Origin of the sequence: Chitinophaga ginsengisoli (assembly GCF_003014595.1) — a bacterium.
Taxonomy (GTDB): Bacteria; Bacteroidota; Bacteroidia; order Chitinophagales; family Chitinophagaceae; genus Chitinophaga; species Chitinophaga ginsengisoli.
The window spans coordinates 253547-274172 of the sequence record NZ_PYGK01000008.1 but is presented as its reverse complement, the minus strand read 5'-3'; the positions used below and the strand labels follow the sequence as shown (position 1 = coordinate 274172).

The window sequence follows — 20626 nt, the reverse complement described above, 5'->3', positions numbered from 1 at the left end:
CTCTTCGCCTGCCTTATCGAAGATGTACCAGCCACCGGGATCGTCCCGGATCTGGGTTACTTCAAAGTTGCATATGACCAGGATATTCCTCCGTTCTTCCTCCGTTTTTAACGGAGGAAGAACGGAGGAATATCCTGGTCATATGCAACTTTGATCCTGGTCATAGGGACAGAATAGCCCTCATCCAGGCAGATAATGAGATAAAGAATAAGATCAGACTGCCATTGCGCGTACAGGTGCAGGCTGAGTTTTCAACTGTCTGATAGTGATCATTTTATTGACCTCCGGGCTCCAGATCTTCAGTTTCAGGCAGGCCATAATAGCCCTTGGAGACAGGGAAGTGGTTTTTGCCTGTTGTAATTCTGGAATAGCCGCCATTGCCTCAGGCAGACGATAAAAAGGTATACGGGAGTTCAGGTGGTGAATATGATGATAGCCGATATTGCCGGTTACCCATTTCCAGAAGGGGTTCATCAGCATATAACTCGAAGATGCCATGGCTGCATTGTCGTGACACCAGCCTTCTTTATCCCTGAAGGTCACACCGGGGAAATTATGTTGTGCGTAGAACAGGTAAGCGCCGATACCACAGGCGATGAAAAATGGTATGATCATCAGTAGTAGCAGACTAAGCCAGCCCATAAAAACAAAAAGTAGCGTGCCAGCTGCGAAATGTAACACCAGCGCCAGCAGGGAGTCCATGTGCCGGGAAGGGCTGCTGGTAAATGAACGGAAGCTCATCCCCACCATAAACATGCTGATATAACCGAAGAGGATGGTCACCGGGTGACGGGCAGCCAGGTAAGAACGCCTTTCCGCAGGCGTAGATTCCAGGAATTTCTGCTGTGTCATGATGGGAAAAGAGCCAATGCTGGCTGTGAACAGCTTGGAATTGTGCGCATGATGATAATCGTGCGAGCGTTTCCAGATGCTGGCCGGTGCCAGTATAAATACGCCAAAGGCGCTGAACAGCACTTTAGCCGCTTTGGATTGGTAAAGAATGGTATGATGCTGATAATCATGATAGATTACAAACATCCGGACAATCACTAACCCCGAAAGTATACTGCAAAGAATGCGTAAAAGCAGCCAGGGAAGGAGAGCAGTGCCTGCAAAAAGTCCAGCCAGTATCACCGCGGTGGAAAGGGTATAATACCAGCTTTTCCAACGGGTCTCTTTTGCATATGGCTTTGTGGCAAGGATCAGTTGTTTTCCTGTTAGCATTGGTTCTGTAAGTAATAATGTATGTAGGTGTAATTTTAATTAGGTATAGGATAGTTATTGTTGATCAGACGGCGGCTACCTGTCGGTCAGCTGGCTGTTTGGCAGCTTCCGGCCGTTTATGTTTCCATCTTCTGTGGCTCCAGAGCCAGAATTCAGGATGAGCGCAGATGTCCTGTTCCAGCGCCAGGGTATGAGCCGTGGTGATCTCCCCATCTTTAGTGGCTGCCGGTTCATCAAAGAGTGTACGGGCGGAAATCTCGTAATAGCCGCGTTTTACACGTTGTACCTGCACATATACTACCGGATAGTTCATTTTGCGGGCGATTTTCTCCGTTCCCTGGAATACAGGGGTATCCTGGTTCAGGAAGGTTGTCCAGTAAGCGTTGTTCGGTGCAGGTGTCTGGTCGGCAATGAAAGCAGTAGCATCCAGCTCGCTTTTATGCGCTACCATGTCACGGAAGGTATCTTTCATGCTGATAAGACCTGTACCAAAACGGGTACGCATACGGTACATCAGTCCATTGAAGTATTTATTGCTGAGTGGATGATATACTACATAAAGATGATGTTTCCCCTGCAGACTGAAAGTATTACCTGCCCATTCCCAATTGCCGTAATGCCCCATGACGATCATGATACTTCTGTTTTCGGCCGCATAACGGTCAAACAGGGTCTGTGCTTCCGGTGTGAGCTTGCAGCGCCTAACGGCCGCAGCGCGGGAAATGGTCAGTGTTTTGAACGTTTCCAACAGCAGATCACAGAAATAGCGATAGAAACGACGGCGGATCTGTTCGATCTCCTTCGCGGATTTATCAGGAAAAGCGTTTTGCAGGTTTTGAAGTACTACCTTTTTGCGATAACCAATTACATAGTACAGTAAAAGGAACATCACATCACAGACGCCGTAAAATAACGGGAACGGTAACAGGGATATAAGATAGATAAACGGTAATACGAAGTAATAAGTCAGCATTGGTTCAAAAATACAAATTAAAAATTAATATAAAACAATGCATTTTAGTTGTATATGCAGTAGAAATCTGTTTCAATTGTATCGAAACTGAGTTTCAATTGTATCATTGACGGATAATCCTGTCCTAACCCCTATCCGCTCCCCGGATTTTGCTTGTATTTGCTGGCATTTCTCTGTATTATTATTGCTCATGCAAATGTGAACCAAATATGTTGAGACGAATTTTACTGGCAGTTTCCTGCCTTGTCATGTGTATCAGTACCAGCGCACAAAAAACAGCCAATGATCCTGCGAAAGAAAAATGGTTTATGGACCTCGGACTGGGCATGTTCATTCACTGGAGTGTGGACGTACAGGTCGGCGCTGTCATCAGCCATTCCATGGCGGGCGCTTCTGACGATTACCTGGAACGTTTTACGACGGAATTGCCTAAAACATTCAATCCGCATAAGTTCAACCCGGACGATTGGGCAGTGTTGGCCAAGCTGGCAGGTATGAAGTATATCGTCTTCACGGCTAAACATCATTCGGGCTTCTGTATGTGGGATACCAAAACGACGCCGTTCAACATCATGAATACCCCTTTCAAAAAAGATGCTACCCGCGCCATCTTTGATGCTTTCCGTAAACAGGGGATCGCTATTGGTGTCTATTATTCTCCCGAAGACTTCTACTACCTCTATAAACATAAAGTGCCTATTGGCAGAATGCAGCTGCCACAGCATTTCCCGGAAAAGAATCCCGGTCTGATGGCTTATGATAAATCGCAGCTGAAAGAACTGCTGACAAACTATGGTAAGATCGATTTTATCTTCTTTGACGGGCCCGCCGAAGGACTGAAAGAATATGCCTGGGAGCTGCAGCCGGATATTGTGGTGACCCGCGGACAAATGAACACGCCTGAGCAGGAGCTGCCGGATGCCATCATGCCCGGTCCCTGGGAGGCCTGTTTTACAATGGGCACCGACTGGCAGTACAAGCCCACCAATGACCCGCAGAAATCAGGAACAGAGATGATCAATATGCTGATAGAGACCCGTGCCAAAGGAGGCAATCTTTTGCTGAATGTCGGTCCTAAACCAGACGGAGAGATCCAGATAGAGCAGGAGGCCCTGTTACGCGAACTGGCGCTTTGGAACCTGGCAAACGGAGAGTCCGTACAGGGTGTAAGGCCCTGGCATATCGCAAGGGAAGGAAATATATGGTTCACCCGCGGGAAAGATACCAGTACGGTATACGCATTCGTGCCCGGTGGAAAGGACTGGAAATATGGGGAGAGAAAAGACCTGGTGATCCGTACCCTGGAAGGTACCCCGCAGACCAAAGTATCTATCCTGGGTTATGCCAGCGAACTGGTGGAATATAAGGAAGGTTTTGATGCAGGTATCTATTCGCAATCGACGCCGGTGGGATTACTGATCAGTGCTGTGAACGGACAGCGTTTTTATACCGACAGGAAATGGCCTAACCCGGTGGTGATAAAGATCGAAAATGTCAAATACAAGCCGGTGACAGCCAGTTATAAACAGAGCACCATTGATGGTGCGAAGTAGCAATTACGTATTCCCGCAGGACGATATAGGCAGCTATACCATCCTGCGGGAATTTTTATGATACTATCAGTATAGTATATACGTTATAATATTTTGATGCTGATCAGCCTCTTCTGTTGATGCTGTATAATGGTATATTGAACACTAAATTTAAACAGTAGACGGCCGCATAAGTGAGTGATGACCTGTTGTTTATGGCAGCCTGGCTCCTGATACTAAAATATTTTTAGTTTAATCAAAGTTCCCTATTTTTGTCTCACATTCACATCTATCCTAGCTTCACATGTAACCGACCGTATTTCAGAAAAGCAATGTAGCCTGTTCCCCAAAGCAGCTATGTTGTCGTTACGCCGCAACAGAGTTATCTAAATGCTGCTGACATGGAAAATACAGACAAAGAGCTGTTCACGAACCGTCGTGACTTTCTGGGTAAGATGATGCTGGGTGCAACCGCATTGAGTCTACCCTCATTAGGATCGTTGCCGCTGTATGCCGCAACGCCAGTGGCCTCCGTTACTTCAGTTAGTGATGATCCTGAGGCCTGGATCAACAAGATCAAAGGAAAACATCGCCTCGTATTGGATGTGCCTGAGCCACATGAAATATTCCCATTTGCATGGGCAAAAGTATTCCTGTTGACAAATGAAGCAACAGGGGTGCCTGAAAAAGACTGTGGCGTGGTGGTTGTATTGCGGCATAATGCCATCCCTTACGCCATGAAAGATGAACTATGGGCGAAGTATAAGTTTGGCGAAGTATTCAAGGCGCCAGATCCTCTTACCAAGGCCCCTGCAACAAGAAACCCCTTCTGGCAGCCTAAAGCGGGCGATTTTAGTGTTCCGGGTATAGGGAATGTGGCCATTGGCATCAATGAGCTGCAGGACAGTGGCGTCATGTTCTGCGTCTGCAATATGGCGTTGACGGTTTATAGCGCTATTGTAGCCCAGCAGATGGGAGGACAGGCAGAGGATGTTAAAAAGGAATGGGTCGCAGGATTGTTACCTGGTATACAGGTAGTTCCATCCGGCATATGGGCTGTCAGCCGTGCACAGGAGAAGAACTGCGCTTATTGTTTTGCCGGTTGATCCGTTAATCACCGCTTATGCGACTTGTTATGATGATGCTGTTCGTGTGCTGGACAGTAATTGTGATTGTCATGCCTGTAGCCTGTGGGAAAGATAAGGCATATTGGATCCCCCCTGATACCGCTGATATTCCGGCTACCGCGGCTGGTGACCTGATCTTATATGGCCGGGAACTGATAGCGCATACAGCTGTTTACCTCGGGCCAGCAGGAAAGGTAGCCAATATCAGCAATGGTATGAATTGCCAGAATTGTCACCTGGAAGCAGGCACGAAATTCATGGGAAATAATTATGCTGCTACGGCAGCAAACTTCCCCCGCTTCAGGGCGCGTAGTGGTACTATAGAGTCGCTGGAAAAAAAGATTAATGATTGCCTCATCAGAAGTCTGAATGGTAGTCCGCTGGATAGCAACAGCCGGGAAATGAGGGCAATGATAGCCTATATAAATTGGCTGGGAAAGGATGTTACCAAAGGGCGTAAACCTCCCGGCAGTGGCATTAAGGAATTGCCTTACCTGGAAAGAGCGGCAGACACGCTAAAGGGCAGAATGGTCTTTGAACGTGAATGTGTGCAATGTCATGGTCATGATGGAAGTGGGAAATATGATTCATCGGGGATCAGTTATTTGTATCCTCCTTTGTGGGGTATGCACAGTTATAATACAGGTGCTGGTATTTTCAGATTGACGAGGTTAGCGGGGTTTGTAAAAGCGAATATGCCTTTCGGTAATGCATATCTTAGTGAAGAAGATGCGTGGGATGTAGCGGCGTTTGTTAATTCTCAGGCAAGACCTGTTAAGATATTTGAGGGAGATTGGCCTGTGTTATCCACCAAACCGGTGGATGTGGCGACAGGGCCTTTCCCTGATACGTTCTCTGTTATGCAGCATAAGTATGGGCCGTTTGGTCCGATTGTACAGAGTAGAAAGAAGAAATAACCGTTTAGGTACGGTTATTTCTTCTTCGTTCTTCCTGTTGTTCGAGTAAAATATCGATTATAGGTTTGGGTTGAAATTTGTCTGGTACAAAACCCCATAGATACATTTTTCCTCGTATACCCTCTACGGGTATCATATCTCTCACGTGTACGCCTCCCGGCAAACCATATTTTAGTTTTTCGACCAGGTTATCGTCGATCTCTTTGAATTTTGGTTTTTTCCACCACATATATGATTGGTTTTAGTAAATACCACTTAAAGTTTTAATGTTCCTTTTTAGGAAGTCTTAGATACGGTTATTCCTTTTTCGTTCTTCCTGTTGCTCTAATAGAATATCGACTATTTGCCTGGGTTGGTATTTATCTGGTACAAAACCCCAGAAGTATTGTTTGCCCCTAATCGAATTAACAGGCATGAGGTCTTTTGCATGCACTCCCGGAAGACCGTACTTCAGCGTTTTGACCAGGTTATCGTCGATCTCTTTGAATTTTGGTTTTCTCTTCCACATATATGATTGGTTTTAGTAAAACTACTTAAATTGTTGAATGAATCCTTCTTTAGTATGACTTTTTTTTCAATGCTTATCTGCATCCAAATGCAGTGTAGGTAAGGGATGCAGGATATAATTGCAAAATGAAAAGCACGTTTATAAAATGATATTTTTCGATGTACTTGAAGCCGGTTTTTAGAGACTGCTCCTTCAAGTTCTACTATATATGAGCCCTTAATTATAGTATCTGCCTGAGCAGGTGGAAAGCCTTCTGTTTCGTAAAACTGTTTGATGTTTTTGTAATAAACATCGGGTGCCAGCAGTATTTCGCGTATTTCTGGCGACAGAAGCAATACGGAATTAACAATAGAAATAATGAAAAGAATACAAAACGTATAAAATGAACAATAATACGACCAATGGCATTGTTCTTTTGTAAGAAACAATGTTTGAATAATTGGTACCAGAAAAATACATAATGCCGAGTAGATCACAAATAGCGTGGTGAATCGCTCTGTGTTCTTCTGTTGAGCATTTATATACTGCTCCAACCTTTGTTCGTTGATCTCAATAATATAATCAAGATCATAAAATGATTTATTCCCCATAGTTAATAGTTAACAAGTCAATAAATAATCATGTAGGGGAATTCAAGAGTAAGTGCATGCTAACAAACAGCTACCTCGAAAATAAGCATATTTTGTATACCAAAATGAATCCGCAGAAAACTATCTGAAAATTCTCTTAACATTTATATAATTTTAGTTTTCTCCTTTTAAATACCAACTTGCCTTGCATAACAGGAATATAATGAAACGTACTTTTCTTTTAGTAGCAATGATTGCAGCAACCGCATATGCTTCCGCCCAGCAGAAAACAGATGTACAGGCACATCGGGGAGGAAGAGGGCTGATGCCGGAGAATACAATCCCAGCCATGTTACATGCCGTTGATCTTGGTGTAAGAACACTGGAACTGGACTGTGTGATCTCTTCTGACAACAAGGTGGTGGTGTCCCATGATGTATATATGTCCTCAGTATTTGTCCGGAAACCTGATGGTTCAGACATTACAAAAGAAGAGGAAAAACAGTATGCACTGTACACAATGACCTACGACAGTATCCGTAAATTTGACGTGGGTACGAAACCTCATCCGCAGTTTCCGGAGCAGGTGAAGATGAAAGCATACAAGCCCCTGCTGGCGGATCTGATCGATAGCGTAGAAGCCTATGTGAAAAAACATCATCTGAAGCAGGTATATTACAACATCGAAACAAAATGTTCTCCTGACGGGGACGATAAATATCATCCAAAACCGGACGTATTTGCTAAGATGGTCATGGATGTGATAAAGAGAAAGAAGATCGCTGAAAGGGTAACAATACAGTCTTTCGACGTACGTACGTTGCAGGTGATCCACAAAACGGATCCTAAGCAAATATTGGCGCTGCTGATCATGAATAAGGAGAGTTTTACAGATAACCTGAAGACCCTCGGCTTCGCACCCGCTATTTACAGTCCTTACTATTTAATGGCGACACCGGAGCTGGTAAAGGAGGCACATGATAAAAAAGTGCAGGTTTTACCGTGGACGGTGAATGAAGTAAGTGATATGGAAAAGATGATGTCCCTCCATGTGGACGGGATCATTACGGACTATCCTGACAGATTGGTAAAAGTAGCAGGAAGCTATCAGGAGAAATAAGAAATTATCAGAAGAAATAAACTGAAAAGGGGCTTGATAAGCCCCTTTTTTGGTGTAGGTAAGTTGACTAAATGATTGATTTTCATTCGCAATATGGTGTTTAGGTGCAACTGACAGCTCCCCAATAGGCAATCGGGATAAGTTCTGTATAACTAAAGGAGGGGTTGGAGTAATATATATATCTTTAAGTTTATATATTTGTCATTAAATATTTTTTTAATGGCATTCCGTGGGTTTCTTCCTTATATCGGCATTGTTGTGTGTTTTGGCGTAATCTACTGGCTAACAATGATGATACCCAACAATATCTTATACCTTGGTTTCAAGAGCAGTCTGCTGGAGGCAGACAGGAAGACTATTTACCAGGAGCACATTTTTACTTATGGCCTCAGCCTGGTATTGCTGCTACTGAATCTTGTGGAGCTGTTATCCTCTAAAGAAGACCGTTACTGGTGGCGGATTATAAAATCCTTGCTGACAGTGATCTTTGCCTATGTAGCAGGCGCGGTGGTATTTTTACTGATGAATACCCAGGAATGGAATATGTACCTGTATGCCAGGGAGATCCCTGCCTGGATATTCTGTGGTGTTACCCTGGCCATGACGATTGGAATCCTGCTGGTTTTGCAGATATTAAGCCCGATACTCAGGGCAAAGGCCGGTGAGGCTTTCCTGGAGGCTTATCTCCCTTCGTGGCTCCGTTTTGACAGATAATGCCCGCCCAACAATGAATGTGCAGGATTAGCAGTACCTTTGCCGTTCATTTTTATCTGAATTATGACTTTTGAAGAATTAAACCTGAGCAGACCTTTACTGAATGCATTGAGTGATCTGGGATATACGACGCCCACTGTCATCCAGGAGAAGGTATTCTCAGTAGTGATGTCGGGAAAGGATGTATGCGGAATAGCCCAGACCGGTACAGGAAAGACTTTTGCCTACTTGTTGCCCTGTCTGCGACAGTTTAAATTTTCCAAAGAACGTTTTCCGCAACTCCTGGTCGTAGTACCTACCCGCGAACTGGTCGTGCAGGTGGTGGACGCCGTAAAACAGCTAACGCCCTATATGAGTGTGGAAGTTGCCGGCTTTTACGGAGGTGTGAATATGAATCCGCAGATGGACATTGCCGCAGGTAAGCTGGATGTGGTGGTAGCTACCCCAGGCCGCCTGGTAGATATTGTGTTGAGTGGCACACTGAAACTAAAGGCTATTAAAAGGGTCGTGATAGATGAAATGGATGAGATGCTGAACCTGGGCTTCCGTCCGCAGATCCAACATATTCTTGACCTGCTGCCGGCAAAGCGGCAGAATCTGCTCTTCTCAGCTACCATTACCGAAGAAGTGGAGCAGCTGATAGAGACACATTTTAACTTCCCGGTGACTGTGGAAGCAGCTCCTGTAGGAACACCGCTGAAAAATATCAGCCAGACAGGATACCACCTCCCTAATTTTTATACAAAAGTGAATCTGCTGGAACTGTTGCTGGAAAGGGACAGCTCCATGACGAAAGTCCTGATATTCGTAGCTACCAAAGAAATGGCCAACGAGTTGTATGAACAGCTGGAAGCTAAATATCCTGAAAAGGCAGGTGTGATCCACTCGAACAAAGAACAGAATCATCGCTTTAATACAGTGAAAAGGTTCAAAGATGGTACCTACAGGTTTATCATAGCCACAGATATCATCGCGAGGGGGCTTGATATCGCGGAAGTATCACACGTGATCAACTTTGATACGCCTGAAGTACCGGAAAACTATCTGCATCGTATAGGTAGAACAGGTCGTGCCGATAAAGATGGAAACTCCATCATCTTTATTGCAGACAGGGAAAGAGATCGTCAGGAAAAGATAGAGGAGCTGATGAATTACCAGATCCCTATAACACCCCTACCGGAAGACCTGGTGATCTCAGATGTATTGACAGATGATGAGAAGCCGGAAGTGAAGATGAAGAACTTCCTCATAAAATTGCCTTCCAGAGAAGAGGCCGGACCGGCATTCCATGAGAAATCGGCGAAGAATAAAAAGGTAAATGTGAAGATCTCTCACGCCGATAAAATGAAGAAAAAGTATGGTAAGCCCAAAACAAGAGGGGCGAAACCTAAAAGAAAAAGATAAAGGAAAAGGCGTTGCGCATTAGCGAACGCCTTTTTATTGTGAGCTGGTGTATGCTATGGCCAGGTGTTTTCGCCTCTCTGCATTTTATCCATCACTACCTGGTAGTCAGGTTGCTCGCTTTCCGGAGCCAATACAACTGCTTTGTCCATCCATTTCAAGGCCTCAACTTTATTTCCCAGTTTATATAACAGATTGGCATAAGTGCTCATTGTAAAGGAATTCCTTTCCATGTCTACCGCTTTTTCCATCCATTTTAAAGCCTGATGCAGTAAGGTCGTATCATTAGTTCCTTCAAAAACCTTCTTTGAAATGCTGCTGATCTTGGCCGGAGAGAAGCTGGTACCGCCATTGTGAAGGTAATCTGTCAGGGTATCAGTCAATGTTTTATAGTTCCCGGTCTTCTTTACGTCCGCATCCATTTCCAGCAATGCCAGGAATTGTCGGCGATGAGGATCGGGGATGGAGGTAGTATCTGCATTTTTTAATGCGAGGGTTGGTACCAGCATTTTACTACGTTCCTGGGCAGTGAATGGTGCATGGATCCGACGCAATGTCTCCAACGGTACTTTTACGACTTCCCTGTCATAGGTGATCAGGCCGTTTTCTTCTATTTCCACATCAAATGGTTCGGTGTAGATTGAACCTGATTGTCCGGCGGTTTCATATGTCTTCAGACGTTTCACCATAGAGGCGTATTTATCGATCATCTCCGAGGGCGTGATCTTGACATATCCCCATCCTGCAGCAGCATTCCACTGATGTCCTTTTACCGGAACGCCTACGCCTCCCCATTCTCCCAGTACCCTGGCCTTGCCAGGCAAGGCAGGCGCAATTCCCGGGCCGGGATAGTCGTGTATGTCAGCAAGATCACTGTTGGCCCATTTGCCTGCAAGGTCCTGCGGCCCATCCTTGCCATAGTTTTCACCGGTATGGCCATTGATCAGCCGCGTATGATCCCTTTCCTGTAACCACTGTGTGAGGCGGGGCTGATCGTAGGTATACCATCCTTCGTTGAACAACACCCAGCAGATAATAGAAGGATGATTGTACAGTTGGTCAACATTTGCTTCATTTTCAGCCTCAAAAGCTGCTTTGGCAGCTGGTTCCAGGCTGGCACAGGTTACCATGTCCTGCCATACCAGCATGCCCAGTTTATCTGCATGATAATACCAGCGGGCCGGTTCTATTTTGATATGCTTACGGATGGTATTGAATCCCATTCCTTTGATAGCCGCAATGTCAAACCGGAGGGCTTCATCGGTGGGAGCAGTATAAATTCCGTCCGGCCAAAACCCCTGGTCAAGTACCCCCAGATTATAGGTGTATTTGTTATTGAGGAATATACGTTCCTGTCCCTCGTCGTCCTTCCTGATCTCTATTTTGCGCATACCGAAATAGGAGGTTACTTTATCCTTTACGGCACCATTTTTTACCAGTTTCACAGAGAGGTCGTAAAGAAAAGGATCTTCCGGGCTCCAGAGATGGGCATTCCGCAAGGGAAGTTTCAATGGTTGATTGGCAGGTCCTTTTACAGAGCCAGCCATTTTGCCGTCAGTGCTGGCGATAGCCTCAATGGTATAATCTGTATTGTCTGAGGTATGAACAGTTAAAGACAGATAATCTTCATCTACTTCGGGTGTGACCACCAGGTCCCTAATGGCGATAGCGGGTACGGTTTCCAGCCATACCGTCTGCCAGATACCGGTGGTAGCGGTGTAGCGGATCCCTTTGGGAGCAAGCACCTGTTTCCCGTGTGGATTAGGCCCCTGATCTGTAGGATCATAGACATCGACCACCAGTTCATTGCTGCCATTGCGCAGGAGGGAGGTAATATCAAAAGAGAAGTTTTGATATCCGCCTGTATGCTGACCTGCTTCTTTACCATTCACATATACCTTCGTTTGCCAGTCTACGGCGCCGAAGTGTAACAATACCCTTTCGCCTTCCTTTGTATCCGGACGGTCAAAGCTGCGTTTATACCAGAGCCGTTGGGTGGGCAAAACGGGCTTTTTAACGCCCGATAAGGCTGACTCTACCGGATAGGGAACAAGGATCTCTCCATCAAAGGAAGAGGGCTGTTCTGCGGCTTTGTCAGTGATGGCATATTGCCATAATCCGTTTAGATTGACCCATTGCGCACGCATCATTTGAGGACGCGGATATTCAGGCAACACTTTGGCAGGGTTGACCTGTTTCGCCCAGCGGGTTTGTATGGCTACAGGCTGCATCTTCCAGGAGGACTGGCTATGGCTGTCGGCATAAAGTAAGCAGGAGAGGCCTGACAACAAAAGGGTTTTTGCAAAACGTTTCATTATAAAGTGCAGGTGGTTTAAGTCTGGCAATATAACTGACCGTGCAGCAATACTGTCGCAGTGCAGGAGTTATATCAGCCGGTTGGAAAATATTCCGTGGTTGCACTAGTAGTGAAATCGTAACATCATTTCCTTAAAAGATATTCATGCTGTAGCCCTTCAAAATGATGGATGGCTTAGAAGGATTTGATATGTTCACCGATGTCAGTGATGGCCAGATTATCTGGCAGGGCTGCTTCGAGAATGCTGCTGGCAGCAGCGCTACGGTATCCTCCTGCACAGTGAACGGCGATCGGTTTGTCCAGCGGTATTTCCTTCAGTCGCATGCGCAGTTCTGACAGGGGAATGCTGATCGCATGACGGAAGATCGGCTTCTTTTTTACTTCATCAGTATTACGGACATCAACGATCGTATATTCGTCGGTGTGCTGGTCAAAGTATTCTGCATCAAATGGCGTCTGTTTTTCAGAGCCGGTCTGCATAATAAGTCCTGCTTTGATAAATGGTTCATAACCGATCCTGGCAGTGCGTTCCATTGCCTGTTGTAAAGAACGGGTATCGGCAGCCAGCAGATAGAAGGGTTCCCGGGGCGGGAGTATGGCGCCTAGCCAGGTCTCAAATTTTCCGTCCAGCATCAGGTTAAAGGAGCCGGGCAGATGGCCTTCTTTAAAGTTTGCGGCAGGCCTTATATCTATCACGATCTCTCCGGGAATAAAGTTTACAGCTGGCTTTGTAATACGGATACCGGATAAAGCGGTTTTCAAAGCGGGTGCCCCCTGTCTGTTTATCTCCACATCATAAGGGAAATACTGTGGAATAAATGGTTGATCTTCCAGCAAGATGCTAACAAACTGGTCTACCGCTATTTCCTGTACTGACCAGTTGTTTTTCTTTTCTTCGCCGATGGTAGACTGATTGGCATCGCGGAGGTCTTTGCCGCATAAGGTGCCTGCACCGTGTCCGGGATAAACAATCACATCATCTGCCAGTACCATCAGTTTTTCGCGGAGAGAATAGTACATCTGTCTGGCCAGTTCTTTACGGAGCGCCTTTTGGCTGCCCGCATTTTCCCGCAGGTCAGGTCTGCCGCAGTCGCCGATAAAGAGTGTGTCGCCGGTGAATACAGCATGGTCCTTCCCATTATATGTAAGCAGAATGGAAATGCTGTCGGGCGAGTGGCCAGGCGTATTGATCGCTGTAAAAGAGAGTGCTCCAGAAGTAATGGTTTTTCCGTCATCAAAAGGCTGATGTGGATAGGCAGCGCCTGTTTGTACAGCGCAATAAATAGTAGCGCCGGTCAGTTCATGTAACTCCAGGTGACCGCTGACAAAATCAGCATGTGGATGTGTTTCTATCACTGCAGTGATCTTCGCGTTATTAGCGCTGGCATATTCTAAATAAGGGCGGATATCCCTCGCCGGATCAATCAGTATAACGGCTGATTGGTCTTCGTCGAGAATGGCATATGAATACTGTGAGAGTGCTTTATCTTCAAATTGTGTAATCTTCATGTTGTTGTTTTTAGAAACCCTTTAATGAGGAAGGCGATCTTTTATAACGCCATATGTATACGTACCCAATAATGCACCTGCGATGACGAGTAGCATAACAGGAAAACCCTGCCCCAGCAGTACAAATATTGGTCCGGGACAGGCACCGGTAAGTGCCCAGCCTAATCCAAAGATGATGCCACCGGTGAGATAGCGTTTCCATCCCCAGGCTTTATCGGAAAAAGTTATTGTTGCTCCCTTGATGTCTTTTAACTGGTAACGTTTGATCAATAGCGTGATAAGGATCCCGATAGCAACTGCTGAACCGATAAGACCGTACATGTGAAATGACTGGAATCGGAACATTTCCTGGATGCGGTACCAGGAAACCGCCTCCGATTTGCTCATAATAATACCAAACAGTATGCCTGTGAGAATATACTTAATACCTTTTATCATCTTACGAATATTAACGGGTAAAGAAGGTGTGTCATGATCAGTCCTCCGATGAAGAAACCGGCAACGGCTATCAGCGAGGGTAGCTGCAGGTTGGATAATCCACTGATGGCATGACCGGAAGTACAGCCACCGGCATAACGGGAGCCAAATCCCACCAGAAATCCGCCTATGCCAAGGATGATCCAGCCTTTGGCTGACAGCAGGGCAGCTGATCCAAACAACTGTGAGGGAGCGGTCAACCCGTCAAATTGGATGTGTAAGGCTTGCAGGTCCCGGACAGTGGCTGCAGAAAGCTGTAATGCTCCCGGAGAGGATAGCCAGTGACTGGCAATGAATCCGCCCGCAACAGTACCTGCGAGGAAGAGCAGGTTCCAATACTGGGCTTTATAGTCGAATTGAAAGAATGGCACCTTTTTACCTGCTCCGGCCAGGCTGCATATAGTGCGGAGGTTGGACGAAACCCCGAACGATCTCCCGAAAAAGATCAGCACTACCATAATAGCGGCAATGGCGGTACCGGAAACATACCAGGGCCATGGTTGGCGAATGTATTCAATGATTGTCATGAGCAACATTATATATTTATAATGCAAAGCTCAGGGATCAGTAAGATGATTTCGGTGACTAAGGTCACATAGGTAACATTTCTATATAATTTCTATGCAATTGCAGTTTGTTTTGCTGCTCCATCTTCTTGAGCAGGCGCGATATCACTTCCCGGGAGGAATTCAGATCGGTAGCAATCTCCTGGTGTGTGATGAATAGCTTACTGGTTTTCAGTGTCTTTTGCTGGTTCGCAAGGTAAACGACCAGTCTTTCATCCATGCCTTTGAACATGACCTGGTCTACTATGTTAAGTAGTTCTTCAAAGCGGCTGCGGTAGGTTTCCACGACAAAGCTATACCAGCTTTTAAACTCCTGCATCAGGTTTTCCATCATTTCCAGGGGCACCATAATAGCAATGCTGTCTTCTATAGCTTTGGCCATGATCTCGCTGGTTTGATGTGGTCTGGTAGCGCACACCATGGATAGGGCACAGGCATCGCCGGGAAGCAGGTAATACATAAAGAATTCATGACCTTCTTCGCCTTCCCGGTACAATTTCAGGCGCCCTTCCACTACCAGCATGGTAGAGCGGAAATACTGGCCGGTCTGGATTAAGGAATCACCGGCAGCAATGGATTTAATAACACTGTTAGCCGCGATCTGTTCTTTTAGGCCTTCTTCAAAGTGAGGAAAATATTTGTCGAGATATGCCCTGGTCTCCATGGTTGGTTGTTTACTGCAGGCAAGGTAAAGAATGTATTTAATAAGTGCAGGCTTATAAAGGAATTATATAATTTTGTGATGTAAACAATACACAGTGAGGTCCTTATTATTTATCCTTTGTACAACATTAGCCGCCTGTCATGCGGGAGTGCAGACGGAGCAACGGAAAGATTCATCAGCAACCGGCATTGTCGCGGATACATTGTATGAAGACCCTAAGGGACTGAAAGATGCCCCTGCGGATGCCTGGGAGCCGAATACGGACAGTCTGATGGATATCGTTTCTACAGAAGCGTTAAGTTATGCAGGTAAGCATTTACAGGATGGCGATTATCAGTATGAATTCGAGCTCTTTCCTGGTATGTATTCTATTAAAACGGCTATGGCTTTCGGACATCTGTTTGAAACAGGGAAATCTCATTTGCATATCAGAAGCAGTGCTGAAACAGGGAACGTACTTGATAATGTTTATTTACTGGAAAACAATCACTTTAAATTAATCTCAACCGATACGATCGCATATCTGGAGTTTACATCAGATAGTATTGGGGATGTAAACGGGGATAAACTCAGGGATTATATGGTTGTAACCTATTCTTCTTCGGGATGTTGCCTGCGATATGTATATAATGTATATACTTATAATGCATCAACAGGCGGATTTAGCCATCTGTATAATTTCTACAATCCTGACTTTTTCCCGGAGGAAAAAGTAGTTCGTGGTGTGGGGTATGGCCATCCCGGCGAAGTAGAATTGTATAAATTCAAGTGGAATGATACCGTTTTGGAAACTATAGAGCGTATCTACAGAGATCCGGAAAATGACAAGCAGTTTATCAGGATGCGTGGAGAAGATAGTGGTGAGCCTTCATCGCGAAATGGTGAAGTGCTGAATGCTGTTCCTAAAGAATATCGCAACATCGACGGATATGAATGGTTTATGTACGAGGAATAAGCTTTTCTAACAATATAATAATTACTCATGAAGACCATTATCCTGATTGTGTTTTTTCTAATTGTGCTTTTACGTCTTATCAGCAGTGTTATTTCCGGTATCAACGAGCGTAGGCTCAGGAAGATGGGTGCTGTGGAGTTTGGCAAGCGGAATTCCCTGTTGCTGATAGTTGCCCATGTACTGTTCTACCTGGCCTGTATTACGGAAGGTACGATGAAAGGCGCATTCTTTTATGACAATATCAGTTATATAGGATTGACGATCTTTGCAGCATCAGTCGCCATCTTGTATTATGTGATCTATTCTTTACGGCATATCTGGACGTTAAAACTGATCATTGCGCCGGCTGAATACCATACGATCAACAAATCAGCCTTATTCAGGCTGGTTAGACATCCTAATTACTATTTGAGTGTACTGCCGGAACTGGTAGGATTTGCATTGTTCTTTCATGCATGGATAACGCTGGTAGTCGGGATGGCCATTTATCTCATCCCGCTGATTACCCGGATAAGGGAAGAAGAAAAGGTAATGAAGTCGCAGTTTAACGATTATTAATATGAAGGCGCTAATACAAATAGCGCCTTTTTTATGTCTGTTTATGCCGAAATGATATTTGTCATAGTCGCCTGTTCTGTATTTAGTAGTTTTGAGGTGTAAATTGAATTTACGATGAATGATTTTATAGCTGCCAGATCGCAGATGGCGCTGTCATTGGGGTTTCATATTGTATTTTCCTGTATAGGTATGGTGATGCCCTTTTTTATGGCTGTTGCGCACTTTTACTGGCTTAGGACCAATGATGTTGTATACAGGAATATCACCAAAGCATGGAGTAAGGGAGTGGCGATCTTTTTTGCCACAGGAGCGGTATCAGGAACGGTGCTTTCCTTTGAACTGGGACTTTTATGGCCTGAGTTCATGAAGCATGCAGGGCCGATATTCGGTATGCCCTTTTCATTGGAGGGTACCGCATTTTTCATAGAGGCGATTGCGTTAGGATTCTTCCTGTATGGATGGGGGCGGTTTAATAAATGGTTTCACTGGTTCACCGGCGTGGTGGTAGGCGTAAGCGGACTGGTATCCGGTATACTGGTCGTGGCCGCTAACGCATGGATGAACAGTCCGGCGGGATTTGACTATGTAAACGGGCAATACCTGAATATAGACCCTATACATGCCATGTTTAACGATGCCTGGTTCTCACAGGCGCTGCACATGTGTATTGCAGCTTTTGCCGCAACAGGATTTGCAGTGGCAGGTATTCATGCGCTGATGATCCTTAAGAAAAAGAATGTGCGTTTTCATATGCAGTCATTCAGGATAGCAGCGGTCTTTGCCTGTGTAGCAGCCTTGCTGCAACCGTTAAGCGGAGATATTTCTGCGAAGGATGTAGCTAAAAGACAACCGGCAAAACTGGCAGCTATGGAAGCTCATTTTCATACCGAAGCAGCGGCACCGTTGATAGTAGGCGGTATACCGGATAGTAAGGCTAAAGAAGTAAAATATGCGCTTAAATTGCCTGGTATGTTGAGCTTCATGGTGCATAGCGACTTCCATACACCTGTAACGGGATTAGATAAAATACCAGAACAGGATCAGCCGCCGGTGGCCATCACCCACTATGCATTCCAGGTGATGGTGGGTTTAGGTATGCTGATGCTGGCAATTTCTCTGTGTTATTTTGTTGCGATCTGGAAGAAGCGAAGCTGGTTGCAGAATAACTGGCTGTTACGCTTGTTTGTACTGGCAACGCCGATGGGTTTTATTGCTGTGGAAGCAGGATGGACGGTCACGGAAGTAGGACGCCAGCCATGGATCATTAACGGGATCATGCGCACTGCAGATGCAGTTACACCAATGCCGGGGATCGTGTATTCCTTCTATATTTTCACAGCGGTATATATTTCTCTGTCGCTGATAGTAACGTTCCTGCTGTACCGGCAGATAAAAATGGTGGATAAGTTATATGATGTTTCACCCTCTTTTTAAAATTTCAATAGCATGATTTACGTAGTGATCGCATATTTATGGGCTGCCATTTTATTATACATATTGTTGGGTGGTGCAGATTTCGGGGCAGGTATCATAGAGCTATTTACATCCAGTAAGAACAAACAATATACGCGTACCACCATGTACCAGGCAATAGGCCCGGTATGGGAAGCCAATCATATGTGGCTGATCATTGCAATTGTGGTATTGTTTGTAGGTTTTCCCGAGATCTATACGACGATATCCACACATCTGCATATTCCGCTGGTGATCATGTTATTTGGTATTATCGCCCGGGGAACGGCCTTTACCTTCCGGCATTATGATGCAGTGGTAGACAATATGCAAAAGGTTTACAATAAGATCTTTGTGTATTCCAGTTTCGTGACACCCTTCTTCCTGGGGGTGATTGCAGCAAGCGCTGTTTCCGGCAGGATAGATACCGGAGCGGGGGATTTTCTTTCCGCATATATCTTCAGCTGGCTAAACTGGTTTTCGATAACAGTCGGCTTTTTTACAGTAGCGATCTGTGGTTACCTGGCGGCTATCTTTATTATCGGTGAGACAAAGGATAATAACAGTCGTATCCGTTTTATACGTAAGGCCAAACAGATGAATTTAGCAGCCGTGGTGTTCGGCGCGCTGGTATTCTGGGCGGCGCATTCGGAAGATATTCCGCTCGACGAATGGTTGTTTGGCAACGCGGTGGGGGTGATTGCACTGATAGCGGCATTGCTTTCACTGGTATTGTTGTGGTACCTGCTGTTAAAGAAAGGAAAGGTATATATCATCCGTGTGCTGGCGGGGTTCCAGGTAACGATGATCCTGTTGGCCATTACTTTGCGGCATTACCCTAATATAGTGATCCTGAAGGGTGGGCAGTATCTTTCCCTGATGGAACATGCCGGGCAGGAGAAAACAATCTGGTCACTGGCAGTCGCCTTATTATTAGGCAGCATTTTTATCCTGCCTGCCTTGTTTTACCTGATATATAGTTTCCAGAAGAATAAAGGACAATGGCATTAGTCTTCAGCCTTACATAAAACGAAGGTCTCACGTATTGTGAGGCCTTCGTTGTTATTACCGTCTTTTACTACCAGGTTACTGGTTTTCGATCTCAAATTTTATAGTACCAATAAAACTGAAGGGCAACTGCTGCCGGGGCTCGTTGGCCATGGAGAATATATGCTCGTTGATAGCGCCATATACATCCTGTTTGCCGTACAGGAATATAATGGTATTGTGTGCAGATAATGAATCATTATTGATCAATGGTGTAAGATGATGTTTAAAGTATTCACTAAAGGAAACGCCATTGATAATCTCTTCAGGGTCCATTGTATTGTTGAAAGAGGCGTGTTCCAGAAAGTCGCTGTCAAAATGTTCCAGGCCTACAGCATCGCCGAAGCCGGACTGGCTGTTGCCATCTTCATCATACGTTACTTCCAGGTAATTACGCAGTTCCTTCTCATGGTTAAAATTTGCCAGCCAAACTGCAACAACATATTGTGCTTTCGTCTTCATATTAGGTGTTTTGCCAATAAAGGTGTTTCAAAAAATAGCTTGCGCGCCGGTTATATTGTGGGGCTTGCAAAAACGGTTCCAGATATGTTATTTGTTTATTATCAGTGTTTTATGCTTTGTTTTAAATGGTATGTTGATTTGTTTTTGGCAATGGCCGGGCTGATGAGTGCACAATTTTGGCGTAAACATTTTTAGTGGTTGGTTCAGACAGTCGAGCAATTATTATCGGGAAAAACTACAACAAGGCATGTTTTCTTTCTGATTACAACCAGATGTATGTTATTGTTCAAAGCTGTTGCTGAGGCTAAAATAACGGAGGTTTGCCTATAAGAAACCGAATGAAATCTAAAGTATAATTATGTATTATATATTTCTATTGTATATTCCTGACCGTTAGAAGAAAGCATGGTGAAATACATACTTAGCCGTTAGAAAAGTGCTTATTTTTAATATATACTTTTCCGTTATAGACCGACTGGTCTTTACTCATCCCGCTGATTTTATTTTAGAAATAATTAACACATTAAGAAAATT

General features: G+C 45.0%; 20 protein-coding genes. 10 read left to right on the top strand and 10 right to left on the bottom strand.

Translation table 11 applies throughout. The features are described 5' to 3' along the window. Positions 1-213: 213 nt before the first annotated feature. Together CLV42_RS20335 and CLV42_RS20330 are read right to left on the bottom strand one after the other, a co-directional pair. Positions 214-1224: a fatty acid desaturase family protein gene (locus CLV42_RS20335; RefSeq protein ID WP_106603772.1), complete on the bottom strand. Its 1011-nt coding sequence runs from the start codon at positions 1222-1224 to the stop codon at positions 214-216. A gap of 64 nt (positions 1225-1288) precedes the next feature. After that, on the bottom strand, positions 1289-2197 hold the full coding sequence (locus CLV42_RS20330) for a lysophospholipid acyltransferase family protein (protein ID WP_106603771.1): 909 nt from the start codon (positions 2195-2197) through the stop codon (positions 1289-1291). Positions 2198-2406: 209 nt separating this feature from the next. Here CLV42_RS20330 and CLV42_RS20325 point away from each other — a divergent pair, with 209 nt between their 5' ends. From CLV42_RS20325 to CLV42_RS20315, 3 genes are all read left to right on the top strand, one after another. Then, positions 2407-3750, top strand: a complete 1344-nt coding sequence (locus CLV42_RS20325; RefSeq protein WP_106603770.1) for an alpha-L-fucosidase — start codon at positions 2407-2409, stop codon at positions 3748-3750. Positions 3751-4130: 380 nt separating this feature from the next. After that, positions 4131-4835, top strand: coding sequence for a hypothetical protein (locus CLV42_RS20320; RefSeq protein ID WP_106603769.1), 705 nt, complete (start codon positions 4131-4133; stop codon positions 4833-4835). A 17-nt stretch (positions 4836-4852) separates the two neighbouring features. Next, on the top strand, positions 4853-5773 hold the full coding sequence (locus tag CLV42_RS20315; protein WP_106603768.1) for a c-type cytochrome: 921 nt from the start codon (positions 4853-4855) through the stop codon (positions 5771-5773). Between the two features lie 4 nt (positions 5774-5777). On the opposite strand, the gene CLV42_RS20310 is transcribed toward CLV42_RS20315, so the two are convergent. Both CLV42_RS20310 and CLV42_RS20305 read right to left on the bottom strand, forming a co-directional pair. Then, on the bottom strand, positions 5778-6002 hold the full coding sequence (locus tag CLV42_RS20310) for a hypothetical protein (protein WP_106603767.1): 225 nt from the start codon (positions 6000-6002) through the stop codon (positions 5778-5780). A gap of 57 nt (positions 6003-6059) precedes the next feature. Beyond that, the gene (locus tag CLV42_RS20305) at positions 6060-6281 is read right to left on the bottom strand and encodes a hypothetical protein (protein WP_106603766.1); all 222 of its coding nucleotides are present in this window, start codon (positions 6279-6281) and stop codon (positions 6060-6062) included. A 792-nt stretch (positions 6282-7073) separates the two neighbouring features. Between CLV42_RS20305 and CLV42_RS20300 the strand changes: the two genes are divergently transcribed. The 3 genes from CLV42_RS20300 (at position 7074) to CLV42_RS20290 (ending at position 10088) form a co-directional block, all read left to right on the top strand. Next, a complete protein-coding gene (locus CLV42_RS20300) occupies positions 7074-7970 on the top strand; it encodes a glycerophosphodiester phosphodiesterase family protein (RefSeq protein WP_106603765.1) in 897 nt (298 codons plus the stop codon). A 288-nt stretch (positions 7971-8258) separates the two neighbouring features. Further along, on the top strand, positions 8259-8684 hold the full coding sequence (locus CLV42_RS20295; protein ID WP_146154438.1) for a hypothetical protein: 426 nt from the start codon (positions 8259-8261) through the stop codon (positions 8682-8684). 63 nt (positions 8685-8747) lie between these two features. Beyond that, on the top strand, positions 8748-10088 hold the full coding sequence (locus tag CLV42_RS20290; RefSeq protein WP_106603763.1) for a DEAD/DEAH box helicase: 1341 nt from the start codon (positions 8748-8750) through the stop codon (positions 10086-10088). Positions 10089-10141: 53 nt separating this feature from the next. Here the strand turns inward: CLV42_RS20290 and CLV42_RS20285 are convergent, their stop codons facing one another. From CLV42_RS20285 to CLV42_RS20265, 5 genes are all read right to left on the bottom strand, one after another. Continuing rightward, the gene (locus CLV42_RS20285) at positions 10142-12400 is read right to left on the bottom strand and encodes a glycoside hydrolase family 2 protein (RefSeq protein WP_106603762.1); all 2259 of its coding nucleotides are present in this window, start codon (positions 12398-12400) and stop codon (positions 10142-10144) included. 176 nt (positions 12401-12576) lie between these two features. Next, positions 12577-13911 carry an MBL fold metallo-hydrolase gene (locus CLV42_RS20280; protein WP_106603761.1) on the bottom strand — a complete coding sequence of 445 codons (1335 nt, stop codon included), beginning with the start codon at positions 13909-13911 and terminating at the stop codon, positions 12577-12579. A gap of 21 nt (positions 13912-13932) precedes the next feature. Beyond that, on the bottom strand, positions 13933-14349 hold the full coding sequence (locus CLV42_RS20275) for a DUF6691 family protein (protein WP_106603760.1): 417 nt from the start codon (positions 14347-14349) through the stop codon (positions 13933-13935). Continuing rightward, on the bottom strand, positions 14346-14915 hold the full coding sequence (locus tag CLV42_RS20270; protein WP_106603829.1) for a YeeE/YedE family protein: 570 nt from the start codon (positions 14913-14915) through the stop codon (positions 14346-14348). The genes CLV42_RS20275 and CLV42_RS20270 overlap by 4 nt, the downstream gene beginning before the upstream one ends. Positions 14916-14979: 64 nt before the next feature. Beyond that, on the bottom strand, positions 14980-15618 hold the full coding sequence (locus CLV42_RS20265) for a Crp/Fnr family transcriptional regulator (protein ID WP_106603759.1): 639 nt from the start codon (positions 15616-15618) through the stop codon (positions 14980-14982). A gap of 94 nt (positions 15619-15712) precedes the next feature. Between CLV42_RS20265 and CLV42_RS20260 the strand changes: the two genes are divergently transcribed. The 4 genes from CLV42_RS20260 (at position 15713) to CLV42_RS20245 (ending at position 19594) form a co-directional block, all read left to right on the top strand. Then, the gene (locus CLV42_RS20260) at positions 15713-16573 is read left to right on the top strand and encodes a hypothetical protein (RefSeq protein ID WP_106603758.1); all 861 of its coding nucleotides are present in this window, start codon (positions 15713-15715) and stop codon (positions 16571-16573) included. A gap of 27 nt (positions 16574-16600) precedes the next feature. Continuing rightward, positions 16601-17131: an isoprenylcysteine carboxyl methyltransferase family protein gene (locus tag CLV42_RS20255; protein ID WP_106603757.1), complete on the top strand. Its 531-nt coding sequence runs from the start codon at positions 16601-16603 to the stop codon at positions 17129-17131. A 114-nt stretch (positions 17132-17245) separates the two neighbouring features. Further along, positions 17246-18565: a cytochrome ubiquinol oxidase subunit I gene (locus tag CLV42_RS20250; RefSeq protein WP_106603756.1), complete on the top strand. Its 1320-nt coding sequence runs from the start codon at positions 17246-17248 to the stop codon at positions 18563-18565. 12 nt (positions 18566-18577) lie between these two features. Next, positions 18578-19594: a cytochrome d ubiquinol oxidase subunit II gene (locus tag CLV42_RS20245; RefSeq protein WP_106603755.1), complete on the top strand. Its 1017-nt coding sequence runs from the start codon at positions 18578-18580 to the stop codon at positions 19592-19594. Between the two features lie 75 nt (positions 19595-19669). Here the strand turns inward: CLV42_RS20245 and CLV42_RS20240 are convergent, their stop codons facing one another. Continuing rightward, entirely contained in the window at positions 19670-20092 is a 423-nt protein-coding gene (locus CLV42_RS20240; protein WP_106603754.1) for an immunity 22 family protein, read from the bottom strand. Positions 20093-20626 lie beyond the last annotated feature (534 nt).

Bases quoted from the DNA above. Each gene is read 5' to 3' on its own strand.
- CLV42_RS20305 (WP_106603766.1), bottom strand. From the start codon at position 6,281: ATGTGGAAGAGAAAACCAAAATTCAAAGAGATCGACGATAACCTGGTC.
- CLV42_RS20255 (WP_106603757.1), top strand. From the start codon at position 16,601: ATGAAGACCATTATCCTGATTGTGTTTTTTCTAATTGTGCTTTTACGT.
- CLV42_RS20275 (WP_106603760.1), bottom strand. From the start codon at position 14,349: ATGATAAAAGGTATTAAGTATATTCTCACAGGCATACTGTTTGGTATT.
- CLV42_RS20300 (WP_106603765.1), top strand. From the start codon at position 7,074: ATGAAACGTACTTTTCTTTTAGTAGCAATGATTGCAGCAACCGCATAT.
- CLV42_RS20245 (WP_106603755.1), top strand. From the start codon at position 18,578: ATGATTTACGTAGTGATCGCATATTTATGGGCTGCCATTTTATTATAC.
- CLV42_RS20330 (WP_106603771.1), bottom strand. From the start codon at position 2,197: ATGCTGACTTATTACTTCGTATTACCGTTTATCTATCTTATATCCCTG.
- CLV42_RS20320 (WP_106603769.1), top strand. From the start codon at position 4,131: ATGGAAAATACAGACAAAGAGCTGTTCACGAACCGTCGTGACTTTCTG.
- CLV42_RS20265 (WP_106603759.1), bottom strand. From the start codon at position 15,618: ATGGAGACCAGGGCATATCTCGACAAATATTTTCCTCACTTTGAAGAA.
- CLV42_RS20285 (WP_106603762.1), bottom strand. From the start codon at position 12,400: ATGAAACGTTTTGCAAAAACCCTTTTGTTGTCAGGCCTCTCCTGCTTA.
- CLV42_RS20290 (WP_106603763.1), top strand. From the start codon at position 8,748: ATGACTTTTGAAGAATTAAACCTGAGCAGACCTTTACTGAATGCATTG.
- CLV42_RS20325 (WP_106603770.1), top strand. From the start codon at position 2,407: ATGTTGAGACGAATTTTACTGGCAGTTTCCTGCCTTGTCATGTGTATC.
- CLV42_RS20315 (WP_106603768.1), top strand. From the start codon at position 4,853: ATGCGACTTGTTATGATGATGCTGTTCGTGTGCTGGACAGTAATTGTG.
- CLV42_RS20270 (WP_106603829.1), bottom strand. From the start codon at position 14,915: ATGACAATCATTGAATACATTCGCCAACCATGGCCCTGGTATGTTTCC.
- CLV42_RS20250 (WP_106603756.1), top strand. From the start codon at position 17,246: ATGAATGATTTTATAGCTGCCAGATCGCAGATGGCGCTGTCATTGGGG.
- CLV42_RS20335 (WP_106603772.1), bottom strand. From the start codon at position 1,224: ATGCTAACAGGAAAACAACTGATCCTTGCCACAAAGCCATATGCAAAA.
- CLV42_RS20310 (WP_106603767.1), bottom strand. From the start codon at position 6,002: ATGTGGTGGAAAAAACCAAAATTCAAAGAGATCGACGATAACCTGGTC.
- CLV42_RS20295 (WP_146154438.1), top strand. From the start codon at position 8,259: ATGATGATACCCAACAATATCTTATACCTTGGTTTCAAGAGCAGTCTG.
- CLV42_RS20240 (WP_106603754.1), bottom strand. From the start codon at position 20,092: ATGAAGACGAAAGCACAATATGTTGTTGCAGTTTGGCTGGCAAATTTT.
- CLV42_RS20280 (WP_106603761.1), bottom strand. From the start codon at position 13,911: ATGAAGATTACACAATTTGAAGATAAAGCACTCTCACAGTATTCATAT.